The following is a 24,827-nucleotide window of genomic DNA, read 5'->3' as shown; positions in this document are numbered from 1 at the left end:
TCTTGTGCTATTGCGTATTCGGTGCGCGATGCATGGTGCATGGCTGCAGCTGGCAGCCGCGAAAGAGGGCTTCGCGGCTTCTCGTTCGCATGCAGACGGTTGCTGATTATGCGCCTATGCTCATGCACGCTTTTGACAAGCAATGCGCTTGATAATCACGATAATTACTTGTCAAAAGCGTGCATGAGCGGATGGCGGATGGGTATGGGGTGGGGGTGGACACGGGTATTGGCGTAGGGCGGCATGGGCGATATGGGCGGGCGCGTCGTAGCGGATACACACCCCGCTCGCGTCCGTTCGCGATGCCCCGCATCGCGCCAGTCGGCGAATGCGAAGCCCCCGCTCTGCGTCAGCGGGGGCTTCGTGCGGGCTCTTGCTATTCACCCCATATAAGTGACATGAGAAACGCGACATCCTCGGTTCCCTCCGCGGCGGAAAGGTGCGAATTCTGGCTGAGCGTCATCGTCTGCTTTTCGCTTTGGCTGTACGCCTCCCACTCTGCCCCGACAGGGGCGCCCTCGTTGGGATTGCCGCTTCTCACGAAGTTCAACCATCGATTGTGCACGTCGTCTGCAAACGCCCGGTCGTCTTCGCTGAGCCTGGTCGTCGGCGAGAACGTGTCGAATACGAAGGGGAGCTCCAGCGCATGCATGGTACCCAAGCCCGCCTCGTCGAGGGCTGCTACGCGGTAATCGAAATGGTACAGGTACACGTTTCGCCCGTCTGCGCTCAGCTTGTCGGCGAACACGTCGGTTCCCGCCCTCAAGCCCATCTTCATCATGAAGCGGGCCCGATCCGTTGCGCTGTTCGCTTCGTCGACGGGGTATCGCTCCAGTACGGCCGGCGCATTCTCGCCGAATATCGCTTCGACCAAATCGACGTAATCCTGCTCGCTGATGCCCTCCTCAACGAACAGCGTTCCCTCGTCGGTGTTGTATCCGCCGAGGATGTCAACGCTGTTGTACGCGCCGTCCGCGAGCGCCTGATAGGGGTTCTCGGGGAGGATCACGCCGTCGAACACGGGGAAGAACGCCGTGTTGGAGGGATGGATGATATCCATGACGAAGTTGCTATTCTCGGCGATCGCGAGCGCGTCGGCTTTCCTCATGTCGTCGAGCGATGTGGCTTCGAGGCTTCCCATGAGCCTTTCGGCATTACCGAGCGCCTGGCTTTTGTCGCCGCTGCTCAACGGCGCGACGAGCGGCTGTCCGAGAACGTTGCCGCTCTCCATGATCGCCTTGTGGAACAGGCCTTCAGCAAGCGGGCTGAGGATGAGGTTCGAGACGCTGAACGATCCGGCCGATTCCCCGCTGATCGTCACGTTGTTCGGATCGCCTCCGAAGCGCTCGATGTTCTCCTGCACCCAGCGAAGCCCCGCGATCTGATCGAGCATGCCGGCGTTGCCGATGTACCCGGTTTCGTCCTCGAGTTCCTCTGAGGTGAGGAATCCGAGCCCGTTCAGACGGTAGGAGATATTCACCTGCACCACGCCGTCCTGCGCAAAGCGGCTGCCGTCGTACATGGATTTCGAGGCCGATCCTTGCGTGAAGGCGCCCCCGTGGATAAACACCAGGACGGGTGCGAGCTCTTCGGTTTGCTCCTCGGGTTTCCAGATGTTGAGGTACAGGCAGTCCTCGCTCTTCTCCAGACCCGGCTCGTCGGCTGTCTGGATGGCCATGGGCGCGTACTCGCGGCAGTCGAGGACGCCGTCCCAGACTTGCAGGTCCTGCGGGGGAGAAAAGCGCTTGTCGCCTATCGGCGGTTCGGCGAAGGGGATGCCCTTGTAGCTGACCACGCCGTCCCACGCGACGCCTTTCGCCTGGCCGTATGCGGTGTCGACGACGTGCTCGCTGCCGCTGTGCTCGTACAGGTAGCCCTGCGCTCGCTTGACCGCGTTTTCGCGGATGTTGTGGTAGTAGAAGGGGTAGTCGCTCGCATGGAACACGCCCCGCGGGAACACGGCCGCCATCTCTTCGGGGAAGCTGAACTCGTCGACGTCGACCGTGGAGCAGACGACGGTGCCCCGCTCGAGGTTGACGGTCGCATCGGCGAATCCCGCGACGTCCTCGTATCCCCCCGTCTCGTCGTAGAAGCGCGATCCGAGGTTCTCGCTCGCCTGGGCGGGCTCGTCGGTGCGCGTCCACGTCAGGGGGTTGATGGCAACCGATCCGGGCAGCGCCACAGGGCTTGCGCCCTCGATTTCCGGCGCTTCGGTGTTGAAGGAGACGACGACGCCCGTATCGTTGGATCCTTCGGCGAACTTCAGGTGCGGGTTGTCGTCGAGCTCCTGCTGGGTGACCGAGTAGCCGATGATGTAGGCGGCAACCATGCGCTCGTAGACGTCGGGGTGATCTTTCATGTAGTCGATGAGCAGGCACTTGACCATTTCGGAACCCTGGGAGTGGCCGGCGAGGATGAAGGGGCGTCCGTCGTTGAAGTGCTCGAGGTAGTACACGAAGGCGGCAACCACATCGGTGTAGGGCACGCCGTACACGTACGATTCCTGCTCTTCGAGAGAAAGGGGAAGCAGATACATCGCATCGAGCTGGCGGTAGTAGGGTGCGAACACGTTGCCGGCATCCTCGTACGCGGAGGCTTGCGAGGCAAGGTTGCCGGGTGCCCCCTCGCGCATGCTTGCGTTGTCGATGGTGGAAACGTAGGGCTCGTCTGACTGTCTCGTCCATGCGGTGGGGTAGAGGTAGAAGACATCGACGGGTTTATCCGGTTCGTCGGCTATGCTCAGCCAGTTGCCTTCATCGGTGTAGTCCGACGGCTCGATGACGTCGCCGCGCTGGGGCGGGGCGGGTATGTCGCCGTCTTCCTGCTGGGGGGAGGTGCATCCTGCGAATGCGAGCAGTGCGAACGTGAGCAGCGCAATGCTGCTGAGAAGCTTCTTCATGAGCGTCCCTTCGTCGATTCTGCGAAAAGGGCCTTGAGCTCATCGGCCCCGTGACAGCTCCGGCAATTAAGTAATATGTTTCTATTTTATACTGAAATGCCTGTGGATGCTACAAGGGGTTTCGGCGAAGGTCGCCTACTCGTCTTGGGATATTACGGAAAGCTGCTTGTTCGGTGAGCGAAGGCGGTCGATGCTGCAAGTTTCACGCTGGCCTCAGGCTCGACGGCGGACTGCTCGCTTTCGATCCCGAATGATAGTAAAGTGCATAGTCGGCAAAACGGCAGAGGAAGCGGGAGCACGATGAATATTCAGGTGTTCGGAACCAAGAAGAGCTTCGATACGAAGAAGGCCCAGCGCTATTTCAAGGAGCGGCGCGTGAAGTTCCAGCTCATCGACTTGAAGGAAAAGGGAATGAGCAAAGGCGAGCTGGAATCGGTCTGTCGCGCGGTGGGCGGCATCGACAAGCTGATCGATCCCCAAGCGAAGGACGGGGATACGGTTGCCCTGCTCGCGTATTTGGCTCCCGAGCAGAAGTTCGACAAGGTTCTTGAGAACCAGCACGTCATCATGGAGCCCGTGGTGCGCAACGGCAAGCAGGCAACGGTGGGCTATGCCCCCGAGATATGGAAGACGTGGGAGTAGGGCTCGCAGGGTTTTCAGGCAGTAGCAGGCGGCAAGAGCAGCGCCGGGCGGCGCGCGGAAGGACTGGCGGAGGCGGTTACGGGAGCGCTTTCGTCATGCGTCCAGGTTCAAAAAGTACTCTCGGCTCTCGAAAAACCGAACTCCGTCGACATGGGCGGTGACGTCGTCGCGGTCGTAGGTGAATCCGAGCTTCTCGAGCACCTTTGCCGATGCGAGGTTCTCCTTGGCATGGCCGCCGGCAACCTTTCGTATCCCGAGATCGGTAGCGGCGAAATCGAGAATGGCTTTCATCGCCTCGGTCGTATACCCGCGATTCCAGTGGGACTTCTTGATGTTGTAGCCGACCTGATAGAGCTGGTAGTCCTCTTCCCAGATCAACCCACCGGAGCCGAACAGTTCGCCCGTCTCCTTGAGAACGAAACCCCAAATGTAGTTGTCGCGCGGTACGCGTGCATCGTCTTCGTGCTTCCACTCGATTTCTTTCAGCCACGCCATCGTATCGTCGATGGTACGATGCGGAAGCCAGCTCACGTACTTCGCAACCTCCTCGTCGCCGGTCCAGCCGTAAAAGGCGGTCTCGGCGTCGGCAAGGGTGAGCGGCCTGAGGATGAGACGCTCCGTTTCCAGCATCATGCGCTCTCGCTTTCTCGTGCGGCGGCGCCCCTGGCTTTCTTGGCGAGCTGGATGATTCCTGCGAGCGCCGCGCCGACAACGATGCCGAAGCACGCTGAGATCAGGGAGTCGACGCACCAGAGCAGAACGCCGTTGTCGATCGGGCCCGTGAGGTCGTGGACGATGGTGGCGAACAGCGGCAGGCCGACATCCGCGAGGTTCACGATGAGAAGGTGTCCGCCGACCCACAGCATGGCGGCAACGCCCACCACCGTCAAGAGCGCAAACACCTTCGGCATGAGTTTGACGAGGCCGATTCCGAATGCCTGCAGAAACGAGCTCGCCCTCTCGACGCCCCGTTCTGCAATCCAGCGCCCGGCATCGTCGATCTTGATGAGAAGGCCTACCGATCCGTAGACCAGAAGCGTCATCAGCACGGCGACGACGATGAGCATGGCGAGGCGCATCCACCAATCGCCCGATTCCAGGGCGTCGACCGAAATGAGCATGATCTCGGCCGAGAGCACGAAGTCGGTCGTCGCGGCACCCTGAACGATCGATCGTTCGTCTTTGGGGGATCTCTCGACGACGTCCTGCGCCGCAGCGGCTTCGCTGCGATGCCGAAGCCGATGGATGATCTTCTCGGCGCCTTCGTATGCGAGGTAGCATCCGCCGACGATGAGGGCCCAAGGGAAAACCCACGGTGCGATGGCCGAGAGGATCATTATCGCAACGATGATAATGCCTTTGTTGATGAGCGAGCGCTTTGCTATCGCGCCGACGACGGGCAGTTCGCGTGCGGGGGAGATGCCTTGCACGTACTGGGGCGTAACCGCGGCATCGTCTATGACGACGGCCGCGCACTTCGAGGCGGCTTTGCCTGCGCCCGCGGCAATATCGTCGATGCTGGCTGCGGCCGCTTTGGCCAGTACGGCAATGTCGTCGAGAAACGCGAAGAATGAGCTCACGGATAATCTGTCCTCACATCTGTTCCAGGTCAAAGGGAGCTAAAGCAAATAGTATAGCAGGGCGAGCGCGCGCGGCGGACAGCGCCGCTCAACTACACTTTCGTCACAGAGCACGCACTGCTATCGGGGCCGACTGCCTGCGGGCGGCGTGCGGGTTCTGATCGAGCTTGCTGCGATGCGCGCGTGATGCGCCGCTTGCGGTGCGATCCTGTATGATGGATGCGTACTCGACGACGCTCGAAGAAGGGGTTCGCCGCTATGGATGAGAAGTGCAGATGCTCGTGGCCGGGCGATATGCCGCTGTACGTGGACTATCACGACAACGAGTGGGGTCGGCCCACCCATGACGACCGCGAGCTGTTCGAGCTTTTGGTTCTCGAGGGCGCGCAGGCGGGCCTTTCGTGGATAACGATCCTCAAAAAGCGGGAAGCGTACCGTGAGGCATTCGACGGGTTCGATCCGGCCAAGGTGGCGCTCTACGACGAGGCGAAGGTGGAAGAGCTCATGCAAAACGCGGGGATCGTCCGCAACCGCCTTAAGGTCAACGCGGCCATAACCAACGCGAAGCTGTTTTTGGACGTGGTCGAGGAGTTTGGGAGCTTCGACGCGTTCCTGTGGGGCTACGTGGATGGAAGCCCTATCGTGAATCGGTGGTGCAGCGAGGACGAAATCCCGGCGAGTACGCCGCTTTCCGATAGGATTAGCAAGGATCTGAAGAAGCGGGGCTTCAAGTTCGTCGGTTCCACCATCGTGTACGCCTACATGCAGTCCATCGGCATGGTGAACGATCACGTTACCGGGTGCTTCGTGTATCGGGAGTTGGCAGGCGGGTCGGGCGCAACCGATTCTTGCTCAGATGCCAACCAGAATACCTAGCGCTTGCACGCCGCTCGCCTATAATCGAACCTACTATACACGGATCGGGCACAACGGCAAGGAGCGCATGCGCATGAACGAGAAGACCTTCATCGAGATCAACGGCATGCGTCAGGGCATGTTCATCCAAGGCGAAAGCGCCGAAAAGCCGGTGCTGTTGTTTTTGCACGGTGGCCCCGGGTCTCCCGAGGCTCCCTTTACCCAAAGCCTTCCCACCGGGTTGGGAGAGCTGTTCACCGTATGCTGGTGGGAGCAGCGGGGAAGCGGTATGACGTACCGGAAGGACACCCCGCCCGACACCATGACGATCGAGCAGATGGTCGACGATGCCCTGGCGGTGATCGGGTATTTGCGCGAGCGCTTCGGGAAGGAGAAGCTGTATGTGATGGGGCATTCCTGGGGATCGTTGCTCGGCGTCCTGGTTGCGCAGAGGGCTCCGGAGCTTCTACATGCCTATATCGGCATCGGTCAGCTGGCTCGACAGGATGAGTCGGAGCGGCTTGCATACGCGTACATGCTCGATCGGTTCCGCGAAGCAGGAGACAAGAGGATGCTTCGCAGGCTTGAGAAACACCCCATCGATCAGGGGGCCGCAATCGACTTCGAATACCTTTCGGTGCGAAGCTCGGGAATGACGAAGCTCGGTATCGGCATGGTGCACCGTTGGCGATCCATGGTCAAGCCGGTGCTGGCCGTGCTGCGCTTCAAGGGCTACACCATGCGGGAGAAGATGAACTACCCGAGGGGGAACGCCTTCTCGCTCAACTGCCTGTGGGACGAGGTTCTGGGCATCGATCTGTTCGAGCGGGTGCCTCGCTTGGAGGTTCCCGTCTATGTTTTCCACGGCGTGTTCGATTACCAGGTGTCATACGCGATCGCCAAGGAGTACCTGCAGGTGCTCGAGGCCCCCGTGAAGGGCTTCTACTCCTTCGAGAAGTCGGCCCACAGCCCCTGTTTCGAGGAGCCCGAGAAGATGTGCCGCATCCTGCGCGAGGACGTGCTGGCGAAAGCGGCCGTCTCGGATGGTTGCGTACGGCAGAAGCAGCGCGGATAGCCGCTCTTGGCACCGCGCATCATTGCGGGCGCATGCATTATCGCGTTGGTTCGTGTGCTTCGGCGGTGTGCTCTCGCTGGCTAGAGAAAGCTGCTTTCCAGCCAGGCGCGGTAGCGTTGTATGCCTTCGGGACAGAGACGGTAGTACGTCTTGCCATCCTTGAGCGATCCCTCGACAAAGCCGGCGGAAAGCAGCGCGCTCATGTGATGCGACGTCGTTGCGGGGGTGAGGTCGAGCATGCGGGCGATCTCCAGGTTGTACAGCTCCTCGGTTTTGAGTGCCGCGAGGATTTCCAGCCGGTGCGCGTCGTTGAGCGCTTTTGCGGCCAGGATGGCCTCGGTTTTGGAGAGGCCCTCGTCTTGCCCCGCGAAGACCTTGCTGATAAGCAGGCCGACAACGCAGAGACCGTCAAAGACGATGACGCCCAGAGCCGAGACCAGCGAAGGCACGATGCGGGCGTCGGGGTTTATCTTGAGGGCTTGCTCGACAACGTCGGGCAGGTTGCCTTTGCGCACCTGCTCCTCAAGCTGTTCGAGGAGCAGGCGTATTTCGGGCTCGAGCTTCGCGTATGCGTGTTCGAAAGCGGGCAGGTTCGCGTTGATCGCATCGACCACCACCCCGATCCTCTGCCGAGGCTGTTGGAGCAGGGCAGTGATCTGCCATTTCGCCTTGTCCGGCAATCCGCTTGCCTGAAGGGCGTCAACAACATCGTCGCTGGTTTCCAGAAGGTCGCTGAACGCTTTGAGGATTGTCTCATGCACTTTTTCGTCCGGAACGGCGCTGAAATCCTCGAGCCATTCCGGATGCAGGAAGATGAGGTCGATCAACGACAGCGCGAGCTCGTCGGACAGGTTCTCTATGAACTCGCCTCCCTCGGTATCCACCTTGCGGCTGGCGAAGGCGGCGAAGAATCCCTCGAGTATCGAGTAGTTCGCTGCGTAAAATGCCGTTCCGTTGATGCCGAAGTCGTCGAGCGCTTTGATCGCTTCCTTTTTCTGCTTCTTGCCCCAGCGGGGGAGGGTCAGCAGAAGAAACGTCTCAATGGCGGGATTCAGTTGGTATTTCATGCTGTTGGACCTCAACCTGTTCTGGAGCCTGACTGCTGTTTTCTAAGCGCTGGAACGAAGCGAAGGCACCTTGTTGTTCGACGAGCGAATCGAAGGTTCCGATCTCTTGAATGCGTCCCTCTCGCATGAAGAGTATAGCATCGTAGCGGCTAAAGAGCTCGGGCCTCAGGTTATGCGTGATGGTCACCATGGTCAGATCGTCGAGCTCCAGAAGGGCGCTCTCGATGTCGTAGGCGGTTTGGACGTCCACCGCGCTTGTTCCCTCGTCGAGGATGAGCAGAGGCTTCTGCTCGATAAGGGCGCGGGCGACGGCGATTCGCTGCCGTTGGCCCCCGGAGAGCTTGGAGCCCATTTCCCCGGCGCGTGTGGCAAGCCCGCTGTCGGTCTGATCGAGAAACTTCGCGACGCCGCTCGTCTTGAGGGCTGCTTGCCATTGCTCTTCGCGGTAGGTCCTGCCGAGGCCGATGTTGTACTCGATGGTGTCGTCGAACAGGTACACGCCCTGATGGATGGTGGACATTTTGCCGAGAAGCTGGTCGATGGCGAGTTCGCGAAGCTCGGTTCCATCGATGCGAATCGCGCCGCTGTAAGCGCTGTGCTCGCCCCCGAGCAGGCTCATGAGTGTGCTTTTTCCGCAGCCGCTTTCGCCTACGAGCGCGTACTTCCCGCCCTTTTCCAGGGTCAGATCGAGCTGGGATATTACCGGCTGATCCTCCGAATAGGCGAAGGTAAGGTTCTCGAACCGGATGTCCTTCTCGAATTTCGGCTCGTCTGTGCCGGTGAAGGCGGATGGCGCGGGGCGGCTCAGGTCTTTGAGCCTTTCGAGTACGGGCATTGCCCCCTGGATCTGGGGAACGCATTGCATGATGACCGCAACCGGCTGCACGAATGCGCCTGCGAGCTGAAGAATGGCCAGGAGCGCACCGGCGGTCATCTGCCCGTTCAACACGAGGAAGCCGGCGACCAGCATGGTGCCGATCTGAGATGCCGCGCCCACCACGGCGGCGATGCCCTCGCTGAACGACAACAGCTTGGAGACGGCGAACTTCTTGCGTGCGAGCTCGTCGTTTTGGCTGGAAAAGTCTTTTTTGGCACGATCGGTAAGGCGGTACGAGCGGATGACGTCGTAGCCTGAGAACTGGTCTTTCAGCTTCATGGTGAACAGGGAGAGCCCCGTCGAATAGGCCTCTTGGCGCTTGCCGATAGGCTTGCCGAGACTCGCCGGCAGAAGGTACATGAGGACGAGGCTGACGAGCATGATCCCGCCGATGAGAGGGCTGTAGACGAACAGGGTGACGGCTGCCATGACGAAGATGATGGCGTATTGAATCGTGTTGAGAAACGGCATGACGGCATTCTCTTCGACTATCGTCATATCGTTGGTGAGCGCCGAAAGGTAGTCGGCGGTGTTGGTTTTTCGGTAGTTCTCGGTGTCGCGGGATATGATGCCGCTCTGGACATCGGTCCGCAGATCTCGGATGGTATTGACGATGAGCTTCTTCTCGACAAGGGCGCCGCATACGGCGACGACGAGGAGCACGACGATGTAGGCTGCGACGACTCCTATCATGGTGGTGAAGAGCTCCCAGTTTCCGCTGGTGACAGCATTGAGGATGTTTTCCAGGATAACGGCCGCAGCAATGGTGAGCGCGGCGCTTGCGGTGCTCATGACCATGACGACGGCGAAGAGGGCTTTGTGGTTTCGGAAGAGCTTGAGCATGGGCTGCTCCTTTTTTTGTGGGCTGTCGTGTGCTTGCGGGACACATATTAGATAGATATCTAATTTAAGTCAATACGATGATTATCATATAATTGAATACAGCGAACCCATTGGTTTTGGCGGCTAGCTTCCCTTCCGCTGGCAAACCCTCATTGACGTGGTTCCGTCCGGAACCCCAAAGCGTCAGATGGGCGCCGGGCGGCCCGCGCGGGGCGTCGATTGCAGCGCGGCGGCAAAAAGGCGAACTCGTGGCAGAAAAGCGGAGTTATTCGTCTCCGTAGGATACCTCCCCCTCGGTGTCGGCTCCCCGACCGTCCCTGATCAGGCGCGATAAGACGGCTTTATGCGCTGGCTGCGTGCCTTGCCATCCTCAAGGGGTTCAGGCGACGAATATCTCCGCTTTTCTGCCACGAACCTGGGAATCTGGCGCGCAGCCGCGGGCGGTCGCGCCCGCCCGCGGCGTATGGCGGCGGCCTGGCGTCCGGCACCCGAACCCCGAAGGCCGCATGTTGATGGTGGCTTAACGGCGGAGATTCTCTTGGGTGCTTCGTCAGACGGCATGCATTGACGAGGCTATGCCCGGGTGGCGTAGAGGTCTACGTTGATGTGCCACGTGCCGTCGTCGGCGACCGTGACGTTCTGCCAATGGAAGGTATCGTCTTCTATGGTGGCGAAAACCCACTTCCGTCGCTCGTCGGCGATGTTTGTGAGCACTATCATGCCGTCCTGCTTCCTCGCTTCGAGCCGCATGATCCTGCCCGTGTAGCAGTAGGCGATGTCCCAGGCGTGCGTGCTGGGATTGTAGATGCGAAGCGTCGTTCCGTACTCCTCGTCGGGGTGGGGGATGTCGGTTCGCGTGTCGCGCGAGGGAAGGATGATCACATCCTGGATGGCCATGCCTTCGAGAACCCGCGCGAAGTACCATTCTCCTTTGAGCGAGCATGACATGTTGTGATCGATGTAGTCGAAGTCCCAGCTGCCGACGAGCCGTCCGAAGTAATCGTATTCCTCGGGCAGCTCGTCGCTTCGGGTTTCGCTTATCAGGGATTCGGTGAAGGTATGCATGCTGTGATCCTTCGCTGTGGGTTGCTATCGCACCCGCATTATACCCTTTGAAGCTCGATTCTCGCATGAGCGAGCTCGCGAGTCATCGATGTCCTTTTTGCATGCGATGCTCTTGCGCACCTGGCCCTTTTGCGGCGAGGGCCGATCAGCACCCATCGCCCGACGGCAGCGTTTGCATGAGGGCGAAGAAGTGCTCTGATTCGCCCGTTCTGAAGTACTCGTACCACGACTCCAGCGTATCCGCCTGAAACACACCGAGGCACTCGATGATGTGCTTCGTCCACAGCAGGGCACCAGTGGAGCTTGCGGTGATGAGCCCGCCATCCGATACCGACGGCTCGTCTCGGTACAGCGCGCTTCCCTTATAGCCGGGGGAAACCATTGTGAGAAAGCCCGGTCCGTTGCTGGTGTGCGGGCGCGCATCCAGAAGGCCGAAATCCGCAAGGGCGGCCGTGGCTCCGCAGATTGCGCATACCGTGGCGCCCGCAGAGAGCAGCTCGCCCGCCTTTTCGACAATGGCGGCATGGTGCGGGTCGTTCCAGGTGTTGGCGCCCGGCAGCAGTAGCGTGCTTGTCTTGCTCGCAACGACATCGTCGACTAGGCAATCGGGCGTTATCTCCACTCCGCCCATGGTGCTGATCGGCTTCTTGGAATAGCTGACCGTCTTGATCGCTAGCTGGGGTGCGTCCCTCTTGAAGAATCGCCTCGAATTGAGTTCCGCCAGAGCATATCCCAGCTCCCAGTCGGCCAGTGTGTCGAGGACGTAGACATAGATCGTGTGCATTGATTTCCTCTGTTCCCTTGGTTTCCAATCCGCGCCGATCATGGAAAGCGGATAGGACGATTGACGTTGCAGCCATACTAACAAGGGGAACACGACAGCAGTATGTCCTGTTTAGGAATATCGTGACAAAATATTTACGGCAACGGTTTTCAGATCATCTGCAATGAAGCGCGGCTCTACGACGGTCACCTTGTCGCCGAAGCCGAGCAGCCAGGTGAGGATGTAGTCGCGTTTCGTGAACGAGGTTTCAAACCGCAGCCCCTCGCCGGTCTCTTGGTAGCAGTGGGGCCCGTAGGCGTCGATCAGCCGATGCTTTACGGATGGGTCGAACAGGGCGATAAGCGCATGCTTCCCGTCTTTGGCAGCCCATGCCTCGAAATCTCGCTTTTTCGGGGGAACGTCCCGTGGTGAAAACGTCTCGTCGCATAGATGCAGGTTCCACAGGCGCTGGAGCTTGAACAGCCGAAAATCCGATCGATCCAAGCAGAATCCGAACACGTACCATGCTTCCCATTGGAAGATAACGAAGTGCGGTTCGACGCGACGACGGGATTCGCCCCTCTCGTAGACGTAGTCGAACTCGATGATCCGGTTCTCCAGCACGGCGCGCTTGATCAGCTCGATTTTCTCTGCAAGATGCTTTCCGTCATGGGAGGCGAGGTCGATGACGACGGGCTCGCGCATCGAGACGACCGCATCGGCATGCGCGTGGAGCTTGTCGAGGACGCGCTCAACATTCGACTGCCCGGATACGCTGCCGATCCCCTTCAGCGCAGCGATGATGTTCGACAGCTCGTCTGCGGTCAAAATGCTCTTGTCTAGCTTGAACCCCTCGATGATGGAGATGCCGCCTCCGCTTCCTTGCTGGGTTACGAGGGGGATTCCCGCCCTGCACATCGCATCGATGTCGCGTCCGATCGTACGGCGGCTGACCTCGAACTTCTCAGCCAGTTCGGGCGCGGTCACGCGATCCTTCTGCAGGAGTATGGTCAGTATGCCGAGCATTCGATCGAGTTTCATGTTGCATCACCTTGGACAGCATACCGTAAAAAGAGACGATGGGTGTTGAGCTCTATTGTGGCATACGCGTGGTTAGGCGATTTCAAAAAGTGCCAGTCTCCGATCACGACAAGCTATTGTTCCGCAGTACCTGAATGGGCTATCATTCTATCCTAGGATTGACGCGATGCGTTTTTCGGATGCGGGAGCAGGAGGTCGATCATGTTCGGTGTTTTGATCGTGTGCTACCTGTTCTTGGGCGGGCTTGGCGGGGGATTGTGTTTGGTTCTTTCTCTCGTGGGGCTCACCGTTCCGCGCGAAGAGCTTGGCCGGAGGATAACCGCGCCGTATTGCAGCTTCTTCCGGTACGGGTATGCCGTCTCGGCTTGTTCGCTTATCGCCGCCGCCCTGTGCCTGCTTGTCGACTCCGGAAACCATGGGGCCCTTGCCTACCTGTTCTTTTCGGGGCGAATCACCTATCTTTCGGTGGGGTCTTACCTGCTCGTGGGCGGTGTGGCGCTCAGCGCGGTCTTCGCTTATCTTTGGGCCGTACGATCGTCCGTACGCAGGGTGAGGGCTTTCAGGGCATTGCAGATCGCCGCCGCGTTGGTCGGCCTTGCGGTTGCCTTGTATACCGGGCTCTTTCTGGCGAGCATGCAGGCGGTTCCGTTTTGGAATACGCTCTGGCTGCCGGCGCTGTTTCTGCTCTCGTCGGTTTCTTGCGGTCTGGTTGCCGCCTTGATAGTGGGGCACATGAGCGGTGTATCCCTGCAGTTCGAGCAATACTTTGCACGGATGGCGGCCATCGATGCCGCCGTCATCGTTCTCGAGGCCGTTTGCCTGCTCGGTCTCGTTCTGGGTTCGCTGTTCGCGGGGGGCTCCGACTCCGCTTCCGCTGCGGCGAGCGCTTCGGCGTCCGCTCTTCTCTTCGGGGAATACGCGTGGGTTTTCTGGTCGGTATCGGTGGCGCTCGGTCTCGTTGCCGCATTCGTTGTCGATGCGACCGTTATGCGGGCCGGACAGATTCTGCCCGGTCGCCCCTGCTATTCTTTGGTACCGGGGGTATGCGTGTTCGCGGGTGCTTTCGCATTGAGGTTTTGCATGGTGATGGCAGGGGAGCATCCTGTCGCGAGTCTTTTAGGAGCGTGATCGTATGGCGACTGTTTCGGCCGACGGCTTCCCTTTCGAAGCCGATTCGGATTCGACCTCCCCTCTGTGGGTCCAGCTGCGAAAACGCATCGTGTTCTTGATAAGCTCCGGCTATTTGAAGCCGGGCGACCAGCTTCCCAAGATCCGCGAGCTGGCGGCGGCTTTGTCGATAAACTTCAATACGGTGAATAAGTCGTACTTGAGTTTGTCTTCCGACGGCTACGTGGAATCGATCCGAGGGAAGGGCGTTTTCGTCTGCAACGTGGCAAAGTCGGTTGACGAAGCGGAGCAAGGAGAACTGGAAGCCTTGCTGGACGACTGCCTCCAGGCCTGCAAAAACCTTGGACTGAGCTATGACGAGACGGTAGCGCAAATGACGCTCTACGTCCGTCGGTTGAAGATGCGGGAGGCTCAAGCGCACATTGAGCCGGGGAGCAACGTGATCGAGCTCAAGGCGCCGGATGCGTCAACGAAGAGGGAGGCGTAAGACACATGGCCAAAGACAAAAGCGGTTCGCCGATGCGGTTTCCGAAGGAAGAAACGGGGCGAACCGAAAGGCTCGGTGCCTACCAATTCGTTCCCAAAGACAACGCCCAGCCCCAAGGAGAACGCACGACGGGCGCGGGCATCATCTTGTTTTCGATGTTCGTATTCTGCGTCGTTTTCGTAGCGGTGTTCGCGCTTTGCTACGTGCTTCTCGGTCTTGCGTTGCCGCTTGTGGCGCTGCTCTCGTTTGCAGCCGCCGTGCTCGCGTCGATGTCGATACACATCGCTCAGCAATGGGAACGCGTGGTGGTTCTCCGTCTGGGCGGATTTAACCGCGTATCGGGCCCGGGCTTGTTTTGGACCATTCCGTTCTTCGAGCAGAACGCCATGCGCGTTGACTGCCGCGTACGCGCTACCACGCTCGATGCAAAGGAGACGCTTACGGCCGATCTGGTTCCTTTGGATGTGAACGCGGTCTTGCTGTGGATGGTCTACGACGCCAAGGCGGCCTGTACCGAGTGCAGCGATTTCAGCCGCACGGTCGAGCTGAGCGCGCAAGCCGCCCTGCGCGATGCCATCGGACGCTTAACCGCCGCAGAAGTGGCTATCCGGAGAGAGCAGTTGGACATCGACATCAAGGAGGCTTTGGAGGCGGAAGCCGAGCAATGGGGCCTTTCGGTGCTTTCGGTAAAGGTTCGCGATATTCTGCTCCCCTTCGAGCTGCAGGGCGTAATGAGCATGGAAGCCCAAGCGGAGCAGCGCCGCAAAGCTCGCGTGATCCTCATGGAGGCCGAGGAGGACATAGCCACCATGGTAAGCGCGGTAAGCGAGGTTTACGGTGGGGAAGACGCTGCCCTGAAACTGCGCTCGATGCACTTGCTGAACGAAAGCGTGCGTGAAGCTGGTAGCACGTTGGTGGTCCCCAGCAGCTTCAGCGAGGGGTTCGGCGATGTATTGCCCGATGAGGCGAAGAAAACGATCGCGAAGAAGTTGAAATAGGGAAGCGTTCCAGAAGAATTATCCTCAAAGAAGAAGCGAGCAATCCTAAGATTAGTATAGCAATCCTAGGATTAGCATGCTATGATTTGAGAAAATCGATCGGTTTTCAGAAACAAGCAAGAAGACGTGTAAACGCTTTATTTTTGCGTGGGATAAAGGACGCCGATTGTTTCGCTGCACAGTCTGCCGCAAAACTATGTGGTGTCCTCCGTTCGGTAGGGGGAGGATATATGGACAAATCCAGTAAAAAACTAACTAGAAGGTCGTTTTTGGCTACTACAGCTTTGGCTGCCGGCGCGCTGGCGACGGCAACGGCAGCTGGCTGCAGCAGCGTGGACGAATCGGGAGCCGGTGCCACGAGCGCCGAAACCGATACGGCTGCTCCGGAAGAATCGTACTTCGTCGGCACGTGCCATGGCAACTGCGGTGGGCGATGCGCTTTGAAGGCGACGGTACGTGACGGCAAGGTCGTCAGCACGCTGCCGATGGATTACACGAAAGAGAACGAAGGCCTGCGTGTCGGGTGCGTCAAAGGCGTGTCCAATCCGCTGCGCATCTACGGCCCTTCGCGCCTTCTGTATCCCATGAAGCGCGCCGGCGAACGCGGTAGCGGGGAGTGGGAGCAGATTTCTTGGGACGAGGCTATCGAGCTGTTCGCCAATCAGCTGAAGACCACCATGGAAACCTATGGCGGCGAGGCTAACATGTGGCAGGGCGGTGCCGGCAACATGAACGGCGTTCTCAACGGTACGCCGACGGGCATCATCAACAGCGCCCTGTTGCCGACTGGCGAAATCAAGCCGCTCGATGGCTTCAGCAAGGGTTATGCTAACTCGCGCCTTATCCAAAAGACCGGTGGCACCGTGCTGTCGGTTGGCCACGACATGGCCGGCATTGTGTTCGCCTTCGTGCATCTGACCCAGCCGCGGAGTGCGGTAGAGGACCTCGCAAACGCCAAGACCATCGTTTCTTGGGGTGCCAACCCCGCCGAGGCCTCCTTCTGCCGCGCTGCATGGAACTGGGTCTGCAAAGGCAGGGAGAACGGTGCGAAGCTCATTACCATCGACCCGCTGTTCACGTCGACTGCGGCCCATTCCGACGAATGGCTTCCCGTTCGCACCGGTACGGATGCGGCGCTCATGTGCGGCATGATCCACTACATCGTGGACAACGACCTCGCTGACTGGGATTACGTCAAGAACGGCTCCGTCGCTCCGTTCCTCATCGACGAGACGGGGGCCTATCTGCGGCTCTCGAACTTCGGTAAGGCCGAAGCCGGTGCAGACGATGACGTTCCGGTTGTATGGGACGAAGACGCCGGGGAATTCGTGGCGCATACGGAAGCCGTCAATCCTGCGATTCGCGGCACCTTCGATGCCGAGGGAACAAGCGTTCGTACGGTGTTCGACGCCGCCATGGAGAACATCGCGCCCTTCACGGTTGAATTCGCCGCCGAGGAATGCGGCATCTCCGTCGAGCAGATAGAGAATCTCGCCCGTACCTGCGCTACCGAGGGCCCGACGAGCTTCTATATCAACTACGGACTTGAGCATACGTACGAATCGTGGCGCATCTACTTCCTTATCGGGCTGCTTGCCTCCCTGACCCACAGCGTGGGCATCCCCGGCGGGTCTCACGTGGGCAGCATCGGCCTCGGCCACGAATCCGCCACCACGATCAAGCAGCCGAAAACGTTCAACGCGGACGGCTTCGTCGTCGAGGACGCGGTTCCCGGCAACCATTTCACGGGCGACTGGATCGTCCAGATTGCGGAGACCGGCCAGTGGGCGGGCAAGGATTTCCATATGGGCACGCTCGTCAACATGTGTGCCAATCCGCTCGACAACTTCTCCGGGTCGTCCGCTCTTTTGAAGGCGTACGACAAGATCGATTACATCATCACCATAGACAGCATCATGACCACCACGGCCCATTACTCCGACCTGGTTCTTCCTACCTGCATGCCCTGGGAGACCTATGAGTACATAGACGGGGGCATCTTCGAGCAGAAGGCCATCGAGCCGGTTGGCGATGCGAAGTCGGATTTCGATATCATCAAATCCGTTGCGGTGAAAATGGGCTACGACGATCTGATCGAGGGCGAGGGGCTCGACTTTTTGCGCTCGTATCTCGATACGCCGGAGAACATCGAGGCAGGTGTCGGTTTCGATGCGCTGTACGAAAACGGTGTCGTGGTGGGCGATTATTCGATGCCTGCTACCGTCGTGCCGGAGTACAACCCCTATGGCCGCACCCAGTTCTACATGGAGTACCTGATGCCGCGCGACGCTTGGGGGCAGGTGTTCGGCCTTCAGGACCGCTTGCCGTTCTATAAGCCGTCCATCGAGGCGTACGCGGATAATCCGGATCGCGAGAAGTATCCGCTCTACGGCTTCAGCAACCACGACCTCTACCACGGCCAAACGCTCTGGGTCCATAACGAATGGCTCAACACCTTCAGAACCATCGAGGGGAAGCCGTTCTGCCGCATGCATCCCGAGGTGGCAGAAGCGCGCGGCATCAAGACGGGCGATAAGGTGCGCGTGTTCAACGACCATGGTTCGTGCGTCTTGAACGCCCTCGTCACCGAGGGAATCCGCAACGATTCACTCTGGCTGCCGCACGGCTTTACGTGGGACGAGTTCGAGGAAGGCTACGCCCAATCGCTCACGCGTTGGTGCCCTGACGATGTAACGAGCAACAATAATTTCAATGACTGGATCTGTCAGGTCGAGAAGGTATAAGGGGGCATCGATTATGACTAAGTATGGAATGGCTATCGACACGAACCGCTGCACGGGCTGCAATATGTGTTCGATGTCTTGCAGGGTTGACCATAACCTACCGAACGACGTGCTTTACAGCAAAGCAGTCACCGACGGGAGCGAGTACTTCCGCGTGCCGACGGGAACGTATCCGAACGATCTGACGATGACGTTCTACACGATGGCGTGTCAGCATTGCGACAATCCCTCGTGCGTCGAGGTGTGTCCCACGGGCGCGGCGTATAAACGCGAAGAGGACGGCATCGTGCTCATCGACAACGAGAAGTGCATCGGATGCAAGAGCTGCGTCGCCGCATGCCCGTACGAGGGCGTACGCACCCTGCTGTCGTCCGAGCCGACCTATCCCCTCGATTTCCAGATCGGCGATTACCGGGCTCAGGAGCATAAACCGAACACTATGGAAAAATGCACCTTCTGCGTTGAGAGGATAGACAGCGGTGAGAGGCCTTTGTGCATCGATCTGTGCCCTGCCGTTGCCCGGTACTTCGGAGATCTCGACGATCCCGAATCGGAGATCTCGAAGGTCTTGCAGCAGCGCGAGTACGATCAGCTTTTGACCGACCAGGGTACCGGCCCCAACGTGTATTTCCTGCGGTAGAAGGCTTGCGCTTCGAGCGCATATGACGTGCGACGGGATCGGGGCGATGCGTTTCCGATCCCGTCGAGGAAGATGAGGGAGGGAATCAGGATGGGGGAAGGCAAAGCACCTGAGGAGTGGATGTGCGGGGCGACGGCGTTCGAGTTGCTGTCCCTTGCTTTTCTGCTGCCCACGAAAAATACCGCGGAAGCGTTGGTTGCGGGCGAGTTTGCGGACGCGTGCGAAGAGGTTTTGGAGGCGTTTGGGTGCGATTCGCCCGCGGTGGGCGATATTGCATCCTTTCTGGGGGATTATGACGGTAAAGATGCCGAAGAGGTTTTCCATGCTTTGCGCACGGAATACACCTACCTGTTCGTGGGGGAGCGGGAGCCGCGGGTCACTCCTTTCGTCGGCGTGTGGGCTGCGCAAGAACGCGGGCAGAAGGGCTTGCTTTTCGTGAGCAAGGAGTCGGTTGAGATCGAGCACTTCATGCGCGATCGCGGCGTTGCGAAAAACCTCGAAGCCGGCCAGGTCAACGACCCCGTGGACCATATCGGTACGGTTTTCGAATTCATGAAGTACCTTTGTTTGGCGAACGCGAAGGCGATCCAGGCTCCACAGGGCGTTGTCATCGAAGAAGGCGACTACGAGACGTTCGTTTGCGAACATGTTTCCCCCTATGCGCGTTGGTTCTCCGATCAGGTTTTCGAGCAGGCAAGATGTCCGTTTTATAAGGCGATGGCTTTGTTTCTCGGGCAGGTGCTCGAGCTTTTCGCTCCGATGCGAAGCGCGTAGGCTTTCATCTGGTTTTTTGTTGTAAGGGGGTGGCAGAGACGTGAGCTTTGCCCTGATCTTTGTTGTCACATCCGTTGTCGTCGTTGCGCTTGCGGGTTTCATAAAGGGGGTGCCGTGGTTGTTCTACGGTCTCTCTATCGTGGCGGTCGTGGTGCTGTTCGCCGGGGTGGAAGGATATATCGACGGCGGTTGGTGGAAGCCGCTCATTCTGCTGGTGAAGCGTTGCATGCTGGCGCTCTCGCTCTTCACGATCGTTATGTTCACCGGGGCGTTGTCGAGAGAGTCGTGGCTCGGCGTTCGGCTCCGCTCGATTCGATCCGAGCTTTCTATCGTCGCATGCATCCTCTGCGTGGGCCACGTATGCCAGTACCTTGTCGCGTACGTATCGCGTGCGATTGCGGGATCGCTTGATCTGCAGACGGGGGCGTCCATCTGCATCGCTCTGGTTTTGTTCGTGCTGCTGATCGTGTTGGGGGTTACGTCGGGCAATGCCATGAAGAGGCGGATGAAAGGCGTTAGCTGGAAGCGCATCCAATGGTTCGCCTACCCGTTCTTCCTTCTGACGTACGTTCACCTGATGCTGATGATCGCACCCGCAGCCCTTCTCGGCAGCGAGCAGGCGATCGTGAACGTGGCGCTGTATTCGATCGTATTTGCAGCATACGTGATCATGCGCCTCTATCGCTACGAAAAGGACAAGCGCGCCAGGTTGTCTGCCGAAGCGCGCGGAGGCGCGGGGGGTTTGGCGGGCACGGAAGGGTAGAGCGGGCACCCTTTTCGCCGTTTTTCACCGGAGGTTGCTCGGGGGCGGGCTGGTGCGAATCGTTCCCGATTCGCACCAGCCGCGATAGTGCGGGGTTTAATGCGCTTTTTGCATCAGTCTGGGCGGCATGCAGTCCATCGGCATGGTGAACGACCGTGTGGTGGATTGTTTCGTGCGGCGGAAGATGGGCGGTGTTGCGTAAGGTGCGTGGAGATCCGAACGGGCCGGAGTTTGCGGGCTGATGGAAAAACGACCTTGCCATTGCTCTCGTCGGCAGGGTCGTTTTCGGAGCGAGGGGCGTTTTTAGTCCAGTTCGATGCCGGGCTTTAGCACCAGCTTTCCTCTTTTGCTACGTTCTGGCCGGCTAGGGAGCCGTTGACGAGGCAGTCCGCGATGGAGCACGAGCCGAGCCGGCACGCTCCGTGCACGCCTCCGGTTGCTTCTCCCGCCGCGAACAGGCCGTCAATCGGTTGAAGCGAAACGTCGATGACGCGACAATCCGCATCGGTTTTCACGCCGCCCATGCAATGGTGGACCCGGGGCCAAACGCGCGTCACGCAATAGGGAGGCTCTTCGACCGGGAGGGCGTCTTCGGGAATCGCCTTGCCGAAATCCTCGTCGACCTTGTTAGCGACGAACGTGTTGTAACGGGCTATCTCGGCTTGCAGGGCTTCGAGCGGGATGTCGAACCTTTCGGCGATCTCCTCGATCGAATCCATCCGCCACGTGCATCCGGCATCGATGCATTTCTCCAGATACTCCAACGACCATTCCGGCAGATTGCGTTCGTCGACGATCTGGATCAGCGGCTTCTCGTTCGCGAGGATCGCATCGCAGTAGCGCTTCCGGTCAGTCAGCTCGTTTACGATGCGCTTGCCGGTTTGAGGGGCCACGACAGGCCCGTAGGGAAATCCCGCGTCGATATAGGTACCATCAGGGCCGTAGGTCTCAAGGTCGGGGCTGCACCAGGGCCCCAGCTGGATCCAATCCATATGGACGGTCAAGGCGTCGGCGTGCAAGGCCGGCTCCAAAGCCTCCCTGTTCGCTCCAGGGCGGTTGGTGTCCCCGACCGTTTCATCGAGCCTCGGATCATGCTGCATCCGCCACGCGACGTCGCCCGCAAAGCCCCCTGTTGCCAGCACTACCCCTTTCCTCGCTTTGATGTTGATGCATTGCCTATGGGGGTTGTCGGAGCGTTCCTGGGTTTCGCTGCTTTTCACAACCTTGGCTCCGATGACGCGGCCTTCGTCGTTTTTGACGAGCTCGGTAAGCAGAAGGTGGCATTCGACCGCGAGGCCCTTTGCATTCGCCTCGTTTCTGAGGGCCCCGACGATCGCGGCGCCCGCGCCCTCTGCCTTGAGCGTGCGGCGGATGGAATGCCCGCCGTAGGGCAGCACCTCGGTTTTGCCTTCGCCGTCTCGCACCCACGTAACGCCAAGACCGTTCAGCCATTCGTAGATGTCGTTCGTGCTTTCTGCGATCGTGCGGCACTTCTCGACGTCGTTGAGGTATAGGCCCGCTACGAGCATGTCGTTGACGTAGGCGTCGACGGAGTCTTGGATCCCGTTCTCCTTTTGCGCCGACGAACCGCACACGCCGAAATCGCCATCGCATTTGAGGGAATTTCCCCCGTCGCTTCCGCGTTTGTCGATGAGCACCACTTCAGCACCGGCATCATGCGCATGCAGGGCTGCGGAGTACCCGGCGAAGCCGCTTCCGACGACGAGGACGTCGGTTTCCCGGTCCCATGCGACCGAATCGGCATGTGCTTCGGCCGCACATGCGGCGATGCTCGCAGAGCCGATGATGCCGGCGCCCAGAAGGGCGCTCCCCTTGAGAAAACTCCTGCGCGACAAACTCTTCAATCCAGACATTGATCTGCCCCTCTCTCTTTTCGTGCAACCTGTCTTGGCTTCCAATCTCCATCGAGTATTGCAAGTTTTGACGAAAACAAGGTGCAGAAAGTGAGGGATCTTCGTACCCCATAATGAGGGATTTAGGCATAATGCCCGATCAATTGCTATGAGAGTTCACGAACTTGATAATGTCCTGCCTGTTGTGAACCCCGAGCTTGCGGTAGATCCTCTTTGTGTGCGTGCGCACGGTTTCCGGTGATACGTACAGCATCTCGGCTATCGTTTTCGAGGTGTAGCCTTGGGATATCAGCAAGACGATTTCCGTCTCGCGCGCGGTGAGCTCCTTTTCGTCCGCCACGTGCGACAGTATCTCGTAGTTCGAGGTTCTTTTGGCCGTGTCAAGGATCGCCTCGCTGAGCGCAGGGGCGTAGCGCACGAAAAACACGAAGGCTACGATGACCAACGCGAAGGCGAGCATCAAGAGCATCTCTTCACGGTAGGCGGAGACGGCCGCTTCCTCAAGTTGGAGGAGCATGGGGAGCACTGTGCCCACGACGGCCACCATGAATACGTTGATCGGCAGATACAGCACGCTGAACGCGGTGGCGCTCGACACCTGAGAGTTGCGGGCGACGCTTGCCGTGAATATCCAGAGAAGCAGTTTGAAGCACATGAAGCACGCCGCCAAGACGGCCGCCGCCCCTTCTTCGCTGGGAAACGCCCCCAAGGCGGCGGCGAACAGGCATCCGAAGAACGCTACGGCGATCGTCGACCATGCGACGATGAACGCATGGTCGTGGTTCTTGCTTCGCGAGCTTATGGCGAGTGCTGCGGACAGCAAAACCACGCAGGTGATCGAAGTGGAGATCGCCACCCACTGCGTGAAGGGGGCCGTGATTGCGCGGCTGCCGCTGTAGTTGACGAAGTCGTGGGCGAATGCTGCCGTGCAGAAAAAGATGCCGCACACGATGAAGGTGGGGATTTGGGCGTTCTCCAAATCGGCCAATCGGCTTGAGGTCGGCGGGTCGCTGTCCTTCCTGTTCGCCGAAAGCTGCCACAGTATGCTCGTGATGGGCGGCGTGGCGATTATGATCGCGCTGCCGATGGGTTCGGGCAGCAGGCTGCATAGGGTTATGGCGATTCCCAGCGCGAACGAGAGGAGAGGGACCATCATGCCGAATCGAGCGGATTCTTGGATTATCGTACGCCCCCATGCGAAGGTGATGACGATGAACCAGAGTATGGGGGCCGTGCTCGCGCAGAGCCGCGCTATCCAAAATGCCAGGCCTTCGCTTCTGAAGGGGATTAGGAAGAGCGCGACGCCGAGGCTGGCGACAAGCGAAAGAGCCGGCACAAGCCAGCTCTTTTCTTTGAAGAACGATTCGACGCGCTTTCGCTTGGCGAACAAAAGGGCGATGACCGCGATGGCAACGGCGCAGTAGGCGGTGAATGCGGCAAATGCGCCGTTGCTCGATCCGGCTTGCAGGGAAATGAAGTAGTCGACACGCGTGATGTCCACCGTCGACCAGTAAAACGCCATTCCGAAGACGATGGTCAGGAAACGAGCGGTATTCGGTCGAGCGGTCGACATTGCTGCGAGACGCCTATTCCCACTCGATCGTCCCGATCGGCTTGGGCGTGAGGTCGTAGCACACGCGGCAGACGCCGGGAACCTCGGTCAGGATGCGGTCGGTGATCTTCTTGAGCACGGCCCAGTCGATCTCGGGGACCTCGGCGGTCATGGCGTCGACGGTGTTGACCGCGCGGATGATGACGGGCCAGTCGAAGGCGCGCTTACCGTCGCGTACGCCGGTGGCGCGGAAGTCGGGGACGACGGTGAAGAACTGCCAGACGCTCTGGGTGAGGCCGGCGTTGTCGAACTCTTCGCGCAGGATGGCGTCGGCTTCGCGCAGCGCCTCAAGGCGGTCGCGGGTGATGGCGCCAAGGCAGCGCACGCCGAGGCCGGGGCCGGGGAAGGGCTGGCGGTACACCATCTCGTCGGGAAGGCCGAGTTCTTTGCCGACCACGCGGACTTCGTCCTTGTACAAAAGCTTGACCGGCTCGCACAGCTCGAACTGCAGATCGTCGGGTAGGCCGCCTACGTTGTGGTGGGCCTTCACGCCGTCGGATTCGATGATGTCGGGATAGATCGTGCCCTGGGCGAGAAAGCTCACCTCGTCACCCACTTTGCGTGCCTCTTCTTCGAACACGCGGACGAACTCGGCGCCGATGATCTTGCGCTTGGCCTCGGGCTCGGCCACGCCTTCGAGCAGTCCGAGGAAGCGGTCGACGGCGTCCACGTACACGAGGTTCGCATCGAGCTGGTTTTGGAACACGTCGACGACCTGCTCGCTCTCGCCGGCACGCATAAGGCCGTGGTTCACGTGCACGCAGATGAGCTGCTTGCCGATGGCCTTGATGAGGAGCGCAGCCACGACCGACGAATCCACGCCGCCCGAGAGGGCCAGCAGCACTTTCTTATCGCCTACCTGATCCTGGATCGCTGCAACCTGCTCGTCGATGAATGCCTGCGCCTGCTCAGGGGTGGCGATTCGTTCCATGTCGTCGGGACGCTTGTTCGGGTCCATTCGTGCTCCTTCTCGTATCCGATGATGTTCTTGGCAAATTATACGGGATATGATGCACGTTGGTATGCAGGTCGTTTGTTCTTTTTGGCGACGCGTCGATCCGTTGCGCCCGCCGTTTCCTCGCGGCGCCGCAAAGCGCATC

The 24,827-nt window shown here is 59.5% G+C and carries 21 protein-coding genes; 10 read left to right on the top strand and 11 right to left on the bottom strand.

Annotated elements, in window-relative coordinates:
• Positions 1 to 376 precede the first annotated feature (376 nt).
• On the bottom strand, positions 377 to 2,899 hold the full coding sequence (locus MWL89_RS12240; RefSeq protein WP_244386306.1) for a carboxylesterase family protein: 2,523 nt from the start codon (positions 2,897 to 2,899) through the stop codon (positions 377 to 379).
• A gap of 300 nt (positions 2,900 to 3,199) precedes the next feature.
• On the opposite strand from MWL89_RS12240, the gene MWL89_RS12235 reads away from it, so the two are divergent.
• Entirely contained in the window at positions 3,200 to 3,541 is a 342-nt protein-coding gene (locus tag MWL89_RS12235) for an arsenate reductase family protein (protein WP_102377460.1), read from the top strand.
• A gap of 93 nt (positions 3,542 to 3,634) precedes the next feature.
• Here MWL89_RS12235 and MWL89_RS12230 read toward each other — a convergent pair whose 3' ends face one another.
• Positions 3,635 to 4,174, bottom strand: a complete 540-nt coding sequence (locus MWL89_RS12230) for a GNAT family N-acetyltransferase (protein WP_244386303.1) — start codon at positions 4,172 to 4,174, stop codon at positions 3,635 to 3,637.
• Positions 4,171 to 5,121: a DUF808 family protein gene (locus MWL89_RS12225; protein WP_244386299.1), complete on the bottom strand. Its 951-nt coding sequence runs from the start codon at positions 5,119 to 5,121 to the stop codon at positions 4,171 to 4,173. Before MWL89_RS12225 ends, MWL89_RS12230 begins: the two co-directional genes overlap by 4 nt.
• Positions 5,122 to 5,379: 258 nt before the next feature.
• On the opposite strand from MWL89_RS12225, the gene MWL89_RS12220 reads away from it, so the two are divergent.
• Together MWL89_RS12220 and MWL89_RS12215 are read left to right on the top strand one after the other, a co-directional pair.
• Positions 5,380 to 5,997, top strand: coding sequence for a DNA-3-methyladenine glycosylase I (locus tag MWL89_RS12220; protein WP_102377463.1), 618 nt, complete (start codon positions 5,380 to 5,382; stop codon positions 5,995 to 5,997).
• Between the two features lie 73 nt (positions 5,998 to 6,070).
• Complete coding sequence (locus MWL89_RS12215; RefSeq protein WP_244386298.1) at positions 6,071 to 7,051, top strand: alpha/beta fold hydrolase; 981 nt, start codon at positions 6,071 to 6,073, stop codon at positions 7,049 to 7,051.
• A gap of 80 nt (positions 7,052 to 7,131) precedes the next feature.
• Here MWL89_RS12215 and MWL89_RS12210 read toward each other — a convergent pair whose 3' ends face one another.
• From MWL89_RS12210 to MWL89_RS12190, 5 genes are all read right to left on the bottom strand, one after another.
• Positions 7,132 to 8,118 (bottom strand): ArsR family transcriptional regulator, encoded by a 987-nt coding sequence (locus MWL89_RS12210; protein ID WP_244386297.1) that lies wholly within the window; start codon positions 8,116 to 8,118, stop codon positions 7,132 to 7,134.
• The gene (locus tag MWL89_RS12205) at positions 8,090 to 9,838 is read right to left on the bottom strand and encodes an ABC transporter ATP-binding protein (RefSeq protein WP_244386296.1); all 1,749 of its coding nucleotides are present in this window, start codon (positions 9,836 to 9,838) and stop codon (positions 8,090 to 8,092) included. The genes MWL89_RS12210 and MWL89_RS12205 overlap by 29 nt, the downstream gene beginning before the upstream one ends.
• Before the next feature lie 573 nt (positions 9,839 to 10,411).
• Complete coding sequence (locus tag MWL89_RS12200; protein ID WP_244386295.1) at positions 10,412 to 10,903, bottom strand: hypothetical protein; 492 nt, start codon at positions 10,901 to 10,903, stop codon at positions 10,412 to 10,414.
• Positions 10,904 to 11,048: 145 nt separating this feature from the next.
• Complete coding sequence (locus tag MWL89_RS12195) at positions 11,049 to 11,687, bottom strand: DJ-1/PfpI family protein (RefSeq protein WP_244386294.1); 639 nt, start codon at positions 11,685 to 11,687, stop codon at positions 11,049 to 11,051.
• A 111-nt stretch (positions 11,688 to 11,798) separates the two neighbouring features.
• Positions 11,799 to 12,707, bottom strand: coding sequence for a helix-turn-helix transcriptional regulator (locus tag MWL89_RS12190; protein ID WP_244386293.1), 909 nt, complete (start codon positions 12,705 to 12,707; stop codon positions 11,799 to 11,801).
• Between the two features lie 201 nt (positions 12,708 to 12,908).
• Between MWL89_RS12190 and nrfD the strand changes: the two genes are divergently transcribed.
• The 7 genes from nrfD to MWL89_RS12155 all read left to right on the top strand — a co-directional run bounded on the left by nrfD (position 12,909) and on the right by MWL89_RS12155 (position 20,241).
• Entirely contained in the window at positions 12,909 to 13,835 is a 927-nt protein-coding gene (gene nrfD, locus MWL89_RS12185; RefSeq protein WP_244386292.1) for an NrfD/PsrC family molybdoenzyme membrane anchor subunit, read from the top strand.
• Between the two features lie 4 nt (positions 13,836 to 13,839).
• Complete coding sequence (locus MWL89_RS12180; RefSeq protein ID WP_102377471.1) at positions 13,840 to 14,322, top strand: GntR family transcriptional regulator; 483 nt, start codon at positions 13,840 to 13,842, stop codon at positions 14,320 to 14,322.
• 5 nt (positions 14,323 to 14,327) lie between these two features.
• Positions 14,328 to 15,320, top strand: coding sequence for an SPFH domain-containing protein (locus MWL89_RS12175; RefSeq protein WP_102377472.1), 993 nt, complete (start codon positions 14,328 to 14,330; stop codon positions 15,318 to 15,320).
• Positions 15,321 to 15,589: 269 nt separating this feature from the next.
• Positions 15,590 to 18,064: a molybdopterin-containing oxidoreductase family protein gene (locus MWL89_RS12170; RefSeq protein ID WP_244386291.1), complete on the top strand. Its 2,475-nt coding sequence runs from the start codon at positions 15,590 to 15,592 to the stop codon at positions 18,062 to 18,064.
• 13 nt (positions 18,065 to 18,077) lie between these two features.
• On the top strand, positions 18,078 to 18,704 hold the full coding sequence (locus tag MWL89_RS12165; RefSeq protein WP_102377474.1) for a 4Fe-4S dicluster domain-containing protein: 627 nt from the start codon (positions 18,078 to 18,080) through the stop codon (positions 18,702 to 18,704).
• A 90-nt stretch (positions 18,705 to 18,794) separates the two neighbouring features.
• Entirely contained in the window at positions 18,795 to 19,478 is a 684-nt protein-coding gene (locus MWL89_RS12160; RefSeq protein WP_244386289.1) for a TorD/DmsD family molecular chaperone, read from the top strand.
• Positions 19,479 to 19,518: 40 nt separating this feature from the next.
• On the top strand, positions 19,519 to 20,241 hold the full coding sequence (locus MWL89_RS12155) for a hypothetical protein (RefSeq protein WP_244386288.1): 723 nt from the start codon (positions 19,519 to 19,521) through the stop codon (positions 20,239 to 20,241).
• 326 nt (positions 20,242 to 20,567) lie between these two features.
• Here the strand turns inward: MWL89_RS12155 and MWL89_RS12150 are convergent, their stop codons facing one another.
• The 3 genes from MWL89_RS12150 to guaA form a co-directional block, all read right to left on the bottom strand.
• On the bottom strand, positions 20,568 to 22,115 hold the full coding sequence (locus MWL89_RS12150) for a flavocytochrome c (protein ID WP_244386287.1): 1,548 nt from the start codon (positions 22,113 to 22,115) through the stop codon (positions 20,568 to 20,570).
• 139 nt (positions 22,116 to 22,254) lie between these two features.
• Positions 22,255 to 23,688, bottom strand: a complete 1,434-nt coding sequence (locus MWL89_RS12145) for a helix-turn-helix transcriptional regulator (protein WP_244386286.1) — start codon at positions 23,686 to 23,688, stop codon at positions 22,255 to 22,257.
• A gap of 13 nt (positions 23,689 to 23,701) precedes the next feature.
• Entirely contained in the window at positions 23,702 to 24,685 is a 984-nt protein-coding gene (gene guaA, locus MWL89_RS12140) for a glutamine-hydrolyzing GMP synthase (protein ID WP_244386285.1), read from the bottom strand.
• Positions 24,686 to 24,827 lie beyond the last annotated feature (142 nt).

The sequence above is a fragment of the Raoultibacter timonensis genome, assembly GCF_022845715.1.
Classification (GTDB): domain Bacteria; phylum Actinomycetota; class Coriobacteriia; order Coriobacteriales; family Eggerthellaceae; genus Raoultibacter; species Raoultibacter timonensis.
The sequence above is the reverse complement of the archived record's forward strand: the minus strand, read 5'-3'. Positions and strand labels throughout refer to the sequence as shown.